The sequence below is a fragment of the Pseudomonas sp. KCJK8993 genome (assembly GCF_046230915.1).
Taxonomy (GTDB): domain Bacteria; phylum Pseudomonadota; class Gammaproteobacteria; order Pseudomonadales; family Pseudomonadaceae; genus Aquipseudomonas; species Aquipseudomonas piscis.
This window is the reverse complement of sequence record NZ_JBJJLO010000017.1, coordinates 66,307-76,921: the sequence shown is the minus strand read 5'-3', so window position 1 is coordinate 76,921 and position 10,615 is coordinate 66,307. Positions and strand designations below refer to the sequence as shown.

At 67.6% G+C, this 10,615-nt stretch carries 9 protein-coding genes; 7 read left to right on the top strand and 2 right to left on the bottom strand.

The features are described 5' to 3' along the window. Positions 1 to 60 precede the first annotated feature (60 nt). From ACK6AU_RS08560 to ACK6AU_RS08550, 3 genes are all read left to right on the top strand, one after another. Complete coding sequence (locus ACK6AU_RS08560) at positions 61 to 630, top strand: hypothetical protein (protein ID WP_409298820.1); 570 nt, start codon at positions 61 to 63, stop codon at positions 628 to 630. Next, a complete protein-coding gene (locus ACK6AU_RS08555; protein ID WP_409298811.1) occupies positions 608 to 1,276 on the top strand; it encodes a hypothetical protein in 669 nt (222 codons plus the stop codon). Before ACK6AU_RS08560 ends, ACK6AU_RS08555 begins: the two co-directional genes overlap by 23 nt. A 185-nt stretch (positions 1,277 to 1,461) precedes the next feature. Further along, the gene (locus ACK6AU_RS08550; protein ID WP_409298809.1) at positions 1,462 to 1,776 is read left to right on the top strand and encodes a DUF2388 domain-containing protein; all 315 of its coding nucleotides are present in this window, start codon (positions 1,462 to 1,464) and stop codon (positions 1,774 to 1,776) included. Between the two features lie 332 nt (positions 1,777 to 2,108). Here ACK6AU_RS08550 and ACK6AU_RS08545 read toward each other — a convergent pair whose 3' ends face one another. After that, positions 2,109 to 2,798 (bottom strand): hypothetical protein, encoded by a 690-nt coding sequence (locus ACK6AU_RS08545; RefSeq protein ID WP_409298807.1) that lies wholly within the window; start codon positions 2,796 to 2,798, stop codon positions 2,109 to 2,111. Between the two features lie 110 nt (positions 2,799 to 2,908). After that, on the bottom strand, positions 2,909 to 3,820 hold the full coding sequence (locus tag ACK6AU_RS08540; RefSeq protein WP_022639884.1) for a LysR family transcriptional regulator: 912 nt from the start codon (positions 3,818 to 3,820) through the stop codon (positions 2,909 to 2,911). 185 nt (positions 3,821 to 4,005) lie between these two features. On the opposite strand from ACK6AU_RS08540, the gene ACK6AU_RS08535 reads away from it, so the two are divergent. The 4 genes from ACK6AU_RS08535 (at position 4,006) to ACK6AU_RS08520 (ending at position 10,615) form a co-directional block, all read left to right on the top strand. Further along, positions 4,006 to 4,383: a peptidoglycan-binding protein gene (locus ACK6AU_RS08535; protein WP_022639883.1), complete on the top strand. Its 378-nt coding sequence runs from the start codon at positions 4,006 to 4,008 to the stop codon at positions 4,381 to 4,383. A gap of 76 nt (positions 4,384 to 4,459) precedes the next feature. Then, positions 4,460 to 6,151, top strand: a complete 1,692-nt coding sequence (locus ACK6AU_RS08530) for a peptidoglycan D,D-transpeptidase FtsI family protein (protein ID WP_409298804.1) — start codon at positions 4,460 to 4,462, stop codon at positions 6,149 to 6,151. Between the two features lie 157 nt (positions 6,152 to 6,308). Beyond that, positions 6,309 to 8,231 (top strand): penicillin-binding protein 2, encoded by a 1,923-nt coding sequence (mrdA, locus tag ACK6AU_RS08525; protein ID WP_409298802.1) that lies wholly within the window; start codon positions 6,309 to 6,311, stop codon positions 8,229 to 8,231. Positions 8,232 to 8,272: 41 nt separating this feature from the next. Next, positions 8,273 to 10,615 (top strand): penicillin-binding protein 1A, encoded by a 2,343-nt coding sequence (locus tag ACK6AU_RS08520; protein ID WP_409298800.1) that lies wholly within the window; start codon positions 8,273 to 8,275, stop codon positions 10,613 to 10,615.

Sequence of the window (10,615 nt, the reverse complement as noted above, 5' to 3'; positions counted from 1 at the left end):
CACCCCGCCCCCCCCCCCCCCCCCTGGGCGGACCCCCCCCAGCCCGCCCGGCGCAGGCGGGTGATCGCCGAGCTGCAACAGGTGATCGAGCGCGTGCCCGAGCAGAGCGAGTTCACCAACACCCGCCGCTACCAGGTGTTCGGCCCGTTGCTGACCCTCGCGTCCCTCGGCGCCCTGGCCCTGGGCCTGCACCAGGGCAAGACCGGCCTGCTGCTCTGCGGCCTGTTCCTGACCCTGCTGTTCGCCGTGGTCAGCTGGCAGCACCGCAACGCCGGCCAGCAGGTCTTCATGCGCCTGACCCGGCGCCAGTTGTTCGTCGAGCCGTTGAGCGCGCCGGTCAACCTCACCGACGTGGTGGACATCCAAGTCAAGGACGAGCTGCTGCAAACCCTGCAACAACTGACCCTGCGTGCCGACGCCCCGCTGCCCAGCCATCGTCCGGTGCGCCAGCTGTTCGGCAACCAGGCCGTGGCCCTGCGCGACCCGCAACCGCAGATCCGCATCCACTCCGCCGGCCTGATGCGCGCCGGGCAAAAACTCAGCGTCGATGACATCTCGGCCCTGTTGGACGCCTACTGCCAGGCCGCCAACGCCCAGCAGCAGCTGGATGAGCTGCAAGGCCGTGGATAACGCCGGCAAGGAAGCGCTGCTGGAACAACTGCAAGCGGCCGCCGACGGCCCCCAGGGCCAGTGCGAGATTCATGAACGCTGCCTGGGCCAGGCGGCCCTGCTGGCCCTGCTTTCGGTGCTGTTGCTGGCCCTCGGCGGCTGGTTGGCCAACCTGCCCACGGCCTGGCAGTTGCACTCGGCCCTGCTGTTGTTCTGGGGGCCTGGCGCGCTGCTGCTCGGCGCCGGGCTCGCCGGCCTGATGGGGGCCGAGGCCCTGCGCCGGCGCCACGGCCAGCGGGTGCTGGCACTGAGCGCCGACAGCCTGCAGTTCGCCAACGCCGCCGAACCCACGCCCTGGACCTGTTTCGATGCCTTCGAACTGGAGCAGCGCCACCTGAGCCTGGCCGTGGTGTTCTCGGTAAGCGCCGGCCAGCGCGCGCCAGAGCTGGCCCCGGCCGGCTTCAAGGCCCTGGCCGCGCCCAACGCCCGGAGCGTGGCGGCGGGCATGCGGGTCCGCCTGTGGCTGTGCAATCCCATGCTCGACGGCCGACGCCTGGGCTTCGAAGACCTGACCGACCTGCTCTACGCCTACCTCGAGGCGGCCCAGGCCCGCCGCACCCTGGGCCAGCTGTTCCCCGAGGTGCAGCGCTTGGGCGCCAAGCCATAGCGGCACAACGCCTGCCCGCTTGCCACAACGGCAGGCGGGCAGGCAAGGCGGTAGAACGCTGGCTGCCTTGCAGCAGGCACAGGTCGACGCTGGGCACTTTTTTACAATCTTTAGCAAAACCACTAAGGCGCGCCACCACGGCGAATTGTTAGGGTGCGGCCCTCTCCAAGCCCATGCCGAGCCCGATGAAACCCACCTCCCTGCCCCGCCTGCTGTGCCTTGCCGGCTGCCTGATAAGCCTTGAGGCCCAGGCCACCAGTTTTGTAATGACCACCGACATTTCCGTGAGCCTGACCCTGGGCGCTACCCGTGGCACCAGCAGCTCGTTCAAGGACGACAAGATCGTGCTGGCCGCCAAGGACGATGCGGCAGCGTTCGTCGCCAGCGATGGTGGTATTCGCGGCGCCCGGATCGAAGCGGCTTTCATCAGGATTCGCCATGTACTGAATGACCCACGGCTTTCGGACCAGCAACTGGCCCGCGCCATCCTGGTGCTCTGAATGGCAGCGGCCAGCGCCCGAGGCATCAGGGTGGCGCGGGTCGCGTCGCACAAGATCGCCCCCCCCCCCTGCCGGGTACCACACCGCGGCACACACCGCTGTTCCACGCTCCTCGTGCTGGCGGGCATTGGGGTGGCCGCCCACGTCCTGCAAGAGCCTCGGCAGCGCGTGGGGGCTGCTGACCAAGGCATGTTCCAGGCTGGGTTCATCCACCGCTGCCAGGTGAAACATAGCTTGGCCATGCCGACCGTTCTAGCGAGGCCCAGTGTGCACGGCTAGCGACTTGGCTCGAGCGCTTGAAGCCATCGCGGTTGTGCAATCCGGATCGCCACTCACTGCTCATCGCGCGGATGGACGAGATTGAACTCATCGGCCAGTTCCCCGGCCTTCGAGAAGAGCAGCATTTCGAGATCATCGATGTCGACGCCCAGCTGCCCTGCAACGTTTGTAATCAGCTCGATGTAGCGCGCATACACCTGCCTGGTCCCGATGCGAAGCCACCCTTGCTGCCTGGCCATGGCCTTCAAGCGCGGCCAGCACCCGTTGAGCAGGTTGTTTCGACCCGGCAAATGCGGGAACCAGCAGTGCTGGCCGCTCCCCTGGAGCAATTGAATGACGTTGAGGGAAAACGACACGCGTGCATCGAAGATCGCATGCAAGCCCGGGTTCGAGAACGCCGCCACCTTCGACCATGAAGCGATGCCCTTGTGTGTGGCGGGTACGCCTCCCTGGGACACCGCCTGCACATAGCCTTGCATCGTCGTGGCATGGTTTGCGCCAACCCCGCCCCAGGTTTTTACGGCGTAATTGGCAATGTCTGTGCGCTTTTCCGGGAAAAGCGCCCACTGTCCTGAAAGGCCGCGCTTAAGCGTGCGCGCCCTTTCGTACCAGTTCGCACCAGCAACGGTGAGCCCGAACGACTCATGGACGATCGCCGCGTCGAACGTCCATACATAGGTATGAGGAAGTGCTGGCAAGTGCTGTTCGGAATAAGCACACAAGGTTGTCTCTATCGATTGCATGGACCCGACCCAAGGCGTTGAGCAAGCCGGACAGAGTAGTCCAGCTGACCGCTGGATGAATATCCCGGCATTCATCCAACAGGCAATTCAGGGCGCAACCACCCCACCGTTCACTGCAAAAAGAAATGCTCCTTGATGCAATCCAGGATCAGGGCCTTGACCACCTGCATCGCTTCATCGTGCTTGCTGCCCACGCGCATGCCGATCTCCAGCTCGTAGGACGGCATCGGCACGGGACAGGGAAAGGTTTGCAACGAGGTGATCCGCGCCATCGCCCGGGCGGCGTGGGTCGGCACTGTGGTGATCAGGCTGGAGCCCACCAGCAGGAACGGCACGGCGGCAAAGTGCGAGGTCGAGACCTTGACCGTGCGTTTGTAGCCGGCGGCGTTCAGCCCTTCGTCGACGATGCCCACGTAGCCGGCCGAGGACACCAGCAGGTGCGGGCGCCCCGCGTAGTCTGCGGCGCTCTGGGGGATCGAGTTGTGGGCATCGGCGATGCACAGGTAGTTGCCCCGGCCCAGGCGGGTACGGGTCACCAGTTGGGACGAGAAGCCGCCGGCGCTGATGGCGATATCGACCTTGTGGCCCATGAGCATGTCCTGCACCACGCCGCTGTGGGTCTGGCGAAAGATGATCCGCAGCCCGGGCAGGCGCTGCTCCACCGCCGCCAGGATCTGCTGCCCGAGGGCGATCTCGCTGTCGTCGGAAAGGCCGATGGTGATGGTCCGGCCACGGGTCTCCCGGCCGCCCACCGACAGGCTCAGGGCCAGGCGGCAACGATCGATGGCCTCGCCGATCAGCGGCGCCAGCTCATTGGCCCGGGTGGTTGGGCGCAGGCCACGGCCGGTGCGCTCGAACAGCGGGTCGCCGTAGATGTCCCGCAGGCGCCCGAGGGCGGCGCTGACCGCCGGCTGGGTGACCCCAAGGCGAATGGCGGCCCGACTGGCCCCGCCCTCCTCGATCAAGGCAACGAACACCCGGAGCAGGTTGAGGTCCACTGCCTCGATATCAACTGGATTCATATCAGATAGCCCCTATAGCGCGTTGCTCTATATTTTAGCCTTCTTAAAATGTCCCCCCATAACCTTATCGCCCACTAAGCGATTGAGCGATAAGGCTTTTCAAGCGACACAGGAATATCCGCAGCCGGTGCAACCCGGGCCCGATGGGCATCAGGAAAGGCACAACGGATACCAGGGGACTAGACATGAAACAGCATGCCAAGCACGGCGCAGCCCTGGCGGCCTTGGCCCTGCTGCTGGCGGTGCCTGCCGGGGCGTTCGCGGCAACGCTGGCGAGCCAGGAGCCGGACACGGTTGCCGCCGGCCCCTGCTCAGCGCCCGAGCCACACTGCATGCAGGAGGCCCCAGGTTCGGCATCCGGCCAGCAGGTCATCAGCCAGTTGCAACGGGCGCTGGCCGCACGGGACTACTACCAGGGCCTGGTCGATGGCGTGGCGGGTGAACAGACCGCCCAGGCGATCTTCCTGTTCCAGATGGACTGCGAGTTGCCGCTGACCGGCAGCCTCAATGCCCGAATCCTCAAGTTGTTGCACATCCCCAGCCCTGCCTGGTTAACCGAATGACGCCACGGCTGGACCCGCCGTGTGCGACCTCTTCAAGCCATCGACTGCCCGCCGCGGGCCTGCAAAGCACTGCCCCATGACTCCAGCATCAACCATCCGCCAGCCCTGGCGCTTCAGCCTGGCCGTGGCCATCGTCGCCGGCATGGCCCTGGCGATCTGCGCGCGGATCATCCAGCTGCAAGTGACCGACAAGGCCTTCCTGATCAAGCAGGGCGATGCCCGCAGCCTGCGGCACCTCGGCCTGCCCGCGTACCGGGGGCTGATCACCGACCGCAACGGCCAGCCGCTGTCGGTGAGCACCCCGGTCACCACCTTGTGGGCCAACCCTCAGCAGTTGCTCGAACAACGCCCGCATTGGCCGGCCCTGGCCCAGGCCCTGGAAATCCCGCCAGCCCGCCTGGACGCCTTGCTGCTGGGCAATCGCCACAAGGCGTTTCTCTACCTGCATCGGCGCCTGGCACCGCAAGTCGCCGAGCGCATGCTGCAGCAAGTGCAAGCGCTCGAGATCGACGGCGTGCACGCCGTGCAAGAGTCGCGGCGCTTCTACCCGGCCGGGGCGACGGCGGCCCATGCGGTGGGCTTCACCGATATCGACAACCGCGGCAGCGAGGGCATCGAGCTCGCCTATGACCCACTGCTGCGCGGGCACGATGGCTTGCAACGGGTGCTGAAGGATCGGCGTGGGCAGTTGATCCAGGACCTGGGCGTGTCCCGCCCGGCCCGACCCGGCCAGCCCCTGGCGCTGTCCCTGGACCTGCGCTTGCAGTACATCGCCCATCGCGAGCTGCACCAGGGCATCGAGGACAACGGTGCCGATGCCGGCAGCGTGGTGATCCTTGACGTCAAGACCGGGGAGATCCTCGCCCTGGCCAACCAGCCCAGCTACAACCCCAACAACCGCGCACAACTGAGCCCGGCAATGATGCGCAACCGCGCCGTGGTGGACGTGTTCGAGCCAGCCTCGACCATCAAGCCGTTCTCGGTGGCGGCGGCCCTGGAAAGCGGGCGCTGGAAACCCGGCGACAGCGTGCACGTCGAGACCGGCACCCTGAAGGTCGGCCGCTACACCATCCGCGATGCCTCCAGGACCGCCGGCGAAACCCTGGACCTGACCGGCATCCTGGTGCGTTCGAGCAACGTGGCGATCAGCAAGGTGGCCTTCGACATCGGCGCGCCACGCATCCATGACCTGCTGCAACGGGTGGGCCTGGGCCAGGCAACGGGCCTTGAATTTCCCGGCGAACGGCTCGGCGTGCTGCCCAACCGGGCAACCTGGCGCCCGAGCGAAACCGCCACCCTCGCCTACGGCTACGGCCTCTCGGTCAGCGCGGTGCAACTGGCCAGGGCCTACGCCACCCTGGCCAACGGTGGCGTCCGCCTGCCCTTGTCGCTGCTGCGGCTATCGGCACCGCCCAAGGGCGTGCAGGCCATGGCCCCGCAGGTGGCCAACCGCGTGCGGGACATGCTGGTGCAGGTGGTCGAGGGGCCGCGGGGTATCTACCGGGCGCGGGTCGCAGGTTACCAGGTGGGCGGCAAGAGCGGCACGGCGCGCAAGACCGGCGCCGGAGTCCAGGGTTACCTGGCGCGCTCCTACCGGGCGGTGTTCGCCGGTTTCGCCCCGGCTGCCGCGCCGCGCTACGTGATTGTGGTGGTGGTGGACAACCCGCGCCAGCACGGCTTCTTCGGCGGCCTGGTAGCGGCGCCTTTGTTCAGCCGGATCATGGCCGAGACCCTGCGCCTGAACCAGGTCGCCCCGGACCCGGGCTGAGGCCAGCCCATGTCCATGCTTGTGCGCATCCGTCCACCGCCACGGCCCGCCGCGCTCCAACCCACGATCGTGGTTGCCCCCGGCGACCACCGCCAATGTTCCCCACGCAGGCCGGCCATCCGCCTGGCCGGTCACTGCCCAGCCCCAAGAGTCTTCGATGCCAGAGCACACCCCGTTCCACGATCAGGCCGACAACCAGCGAATCGTCAACCGCCGCATCATCGCCAGCGCCGTGCTGGTGATCGTCCTGACCTGCGCGCTGGTGGGCCGGCTGTATGTCCTGCAGGTGACGCAACACGACTATCAAGTGGCGGTGTCCGAGAAGAACCGCATCCACCTGCGCCCGATCCCGCCGCCCCGGGGCCTGGTGTATGACCGCAACAAGGTGCTGCTGGCGGGCAACGTACCGACCTTCAACCTGTTCCTCACCCGCGAGCGGGCCGGCGACGTGGCGACGGTGATCGCCCGCCTGAGCCGGATCCTCGGCCTGGACGCCGGGCAACAGGCGCGGATCGCCAAGCTGCTGCAACGCCGTGGGCGGGCCTTCGAGCCGCTGATGCTGCTGCCGGACCTGAGCGAGCGGCAGATCGCCTTGATCGCGGTGAACCAGTTCCATCTGCCTGGGCTGGACGTCCAGGCGCAGTTCTCGCGGGTCTATCCCTTGGGGGAACATTTCGCCCACTCGGTGGGTTATGTCGGGCGGATCAACGAACAGGAATACTCGCGTCTCGACCCGGCCAAGTACCTGCGCAGCCAGTTGATCGGCAAGACCGGCATCGAGCGTTTCTATGAAGAGGCGCTGCATGGCCGCATGGGTTACGAAGAGGTGGAGACCAACGCCCAGGGCCGGGTCATGCGGGTACTGCGCCGCCAGCCGCCGGTGCCCGGCCAGGACGTCGTGCTGAGCCTGGACGTGCGCTTGCAGGGCGCCGCCGAAGCGGCCCTTGGCGAGCGCCGGGGCGCGGTGGTGGCCCTGGACCCGGACACCGGCCAGGTGCTGGCCATGGTCAGCCGCCCGAGCTTCGACCCCAACCCCTTCGTCAAGGGCATCGGTGCCGGGGCCTATGCCGCCCTGCGCGACTCCGCCGACATGCCGCTGTTCAACCGGGTGCTGCGCGGGCTCTACCCGCCCGGCTCGACCATCAAGCCCATGGTGGTGGTCGCCGGGCTCGACAGCGGCGTGACCACCCCGAGCCAGCGGGTGTTCGATCGCGGCTACTACGAACTGCCCAACTACCGGCACAAGTACCGCAACTGGAATCGCGGCGGCGATGGCTGGGTGGACATGTACGACGCGATCATGCGGTCCAATGACACCTACTTCTACGACCTGGCGCACAAGCTGGGCATCCGCCGGCTGCACGACTACCTCAGCGAGTTCGGCCTGGGGCAGCGGGTGTCCATCGACATGTTCGAGGAGTCGCCCGGGCTGATGCCATCCCCGGAGTGGAAACGCGCGACCCGCCGCCAGGACTGGTACCCCGGGGAGACCCTGATCCTGGGAATCGGCCAGGGCTACATGCAGGTCACCCCCCTGCAACTGGCCCAGGCCACCAGCCTGATCGCCAGTCGAGGGATCTGGCACCGGCCGCACCTGGCGCTGGCGGTCGGCGGCCAGGCCCTGGTCGACCCGCAGCCGCTGCCGGACATCCGCCTCAAGGACCCGCAGACCTGGGACCGGGTGATCCAGGGCATGCAGATGGTCATGCATCACCCGCGCGGGGTCGGGCGCCGGGCGGCCCGTGGCGCGCAGTACCGGATCGCCGGCAAGAGCGGCACCGCCCAGGTGGTGGCGATCAAGCAGGGCGAACGCTACAACCGCGCCAAGACCCATGAACGCCACCGCGACAACGCCTTGTTCGTCGGCTTCGCCCCGGCCCAGCGCCCGGCCATCGTGGTCGCCGTGATGATCGAGAACGGCGAGGCCGGCGCCCGGGTTGCAGGCCCGGTGGTGCGCCAGGTGATGGACGCCTGGCTCTTGGATGACAGCGGCCGGCTCAAGGCCGAGTACGCCGTGCCGGCCGCCGGGGAGCAGGCGGCGCTCGGCGAACCACGGCGCGCCGCCAGCGCAACCCTTTGAGGCCCATGCCGGGTCAATTGCCAACCGCAGTCGAGGAACCTTTGATGCGACTACTGAAGAACCTGGGCTGGTGCGCCCTGGCCATCGCCAGCCTGCTGGTGCTCGGCGCCAGCGGCACCTACCTGTACCTGCAACCGCAACTGCCCGATGTAGCGACGCTCAAGGACGTGCAGTTGCAAGAGCCGCTGCAGATCCTCAGCCACGAGGGCAAGCTGATCGCCGAGTTCGGCGAGATCCGCCGGATTCCCATCGCCAACGCCGATATTCCCGATGACTTCCTCGCGGCCTTCATGGCCGCCGAGGATGGCAACTTCCGCCAGCACTCCGGCGTCGATCCCTCGGGGCTGCTACGCGCGGCCCTGGAACTGGCCAGGAGCGGGCATGTGCGCTCCGGGGGCAGCACCATCACCATGCAGGTGGCAAAGAACTTCTTCCTCAGCCAGGAGCGGACCTTCTCGCGCAAGCTGACCGAGATCCTGCTGGCCTTGCAGATCGAACGCAGCCTGTCCAAGGACGAGATCTTCAACCTGTACGTCAACAAGATCTACCTGGGCAAGCGCGCCTACGGCATCGCCGCTGCCGCGCAGGTCTACTACGGCAAGCCGGTGGCGCAACTGACCCTGGCCCAGACGGCGATGATCGCCGGCCTGCCCAAGGCGCCGTCGCGCTTCAACCCGATCAACAACCCGACCCGGGCCAAGCAGCGCCGGGACTGGATCCTGGGGCGCATGCACGAGCTGGGCAGCATCGATGCCGCGCGCTACCAGGCAGCCCTGGCCGAGCCGCTCACGGCCCGCTACCACGCACCGGAACCCGAGGTGGACGCGCCCTACGTGGCGGAGATGGCCCGGGCGCAGATGGTCGAGCGTTTCGGCGAACAGGCCTACACCCGTGGGCTGCAGGTGGTGACGACGGTCACCGCGCCATTGCAGGCGGCGGCCAACAGCGCGCTGCAAAAGGGCTTGAAGGTGTATGACCGGCGCCACGGTTATCGCGGCCCCGAAGCCCAGCTGCGTGGCACGCCGCGGCCGGACTGGCCACAAGCGCTGCAGGCCTACCCGACCCTGGGCGGCCTGAAGGCCGTGGCGGTGACCCAGGTCCTGGACCAGAGCCTGGTGATCATCGATGGCAGTGGCCGGGAACACGCCGTGCCCTGGTCGACCATGGCCTGGGCCCGGCCCTTCATCAGCCACAACGCATTGGGCCGCGCCCCGGCGCGACCGGCCGACCTGATCAAGGTGGGCGATGTGATCCGCGTCGAACAACAAGATGCACAGCCACTGGCCTTCAGCCAGGTGCCAAAGGCCCAGGGTGCGCTGGTGTCGGTGGCAGCGGAAGATGGCGCGATCCGCGCGCTGGTGGGCGGCTTCGACTTCCAGCAGAGCCACTTCAACCGGGTGCTGCAAGCCAAGCGCCAGCCGGGTTCGAGCTTCAAGCCCTTCATCTACGCCGCAGCGCTGGACAACGGTTTTACCCCGGCGAGCATCGTCAACGACGCGCCCATCGTGCTGGGCAGCGACTACGCCGGCCCGGCCTGGCGCCCACGCAACGAGAACCGCACCTTCCTCGGCCCGATCCGCTTGCGCGAGGCGCTGTATCGCTCGCGGAACATGGTCGCGATCCGCCTGGTGCAGGCCATGGGCATCGACCCGACCCTCGACTACATCCGGCGCTTCGGGTTCGCCGCCGACGATCTGCCGCGCAACCTGTCCCTGGCCTTGGGCACGGCCTCGGTGACGCCCATGGAGGTGGTCGCGGCCTGGAGCGTGTTCGCCAACGGCGGCTACCGGGTCACGCCCTACCTCATCGAGCGCATCGAGGACCGCAACGGCCAGCTGCTCTTCGCCGCCAACCCGAGCTGCGCCCCCAGCCTGCGCAATCCGGCGCCAGCCGCCGTGGCCGAACAGGTGGTGGACGGCCGCACCACCTACCTGCTGACCAGCATGCTCCAGGACGTGATCAAGCGCGGCACCGGGCGCGCTGCCGCCGCCATGGGGCGACCGGACATCGCCGGCAAGACCGGCACCACCAACGACGCCAAGGACTCCTGGTTCACCGGCTACAACGGCGACTACGTGACCACTGTCTGGGCCGGCTTCGACCAGCCGCAAAGCCTGGGCCGCCGGGAATGGGGGGTGACCATCGCCCTGCCGATCTGGATGGATTACATGGGCCAGGCCCTGGCGGGCAAGGCCCTCTACTCGCAGCCCGAACCACCGGGCATCATCACCCGGCGCATCCACCTGGAAGATGGCACGGCCGCGCCCGCGGACGCCGCGCACACGGCCATGGAGCTGTTCAAGAGCGAGAATGCACCGACGCTGGAGAGTACCGCGCCCGCCTCGAACCCGGCCGTGGAGCGCACCTTGCAGGAGCTGTTCTGA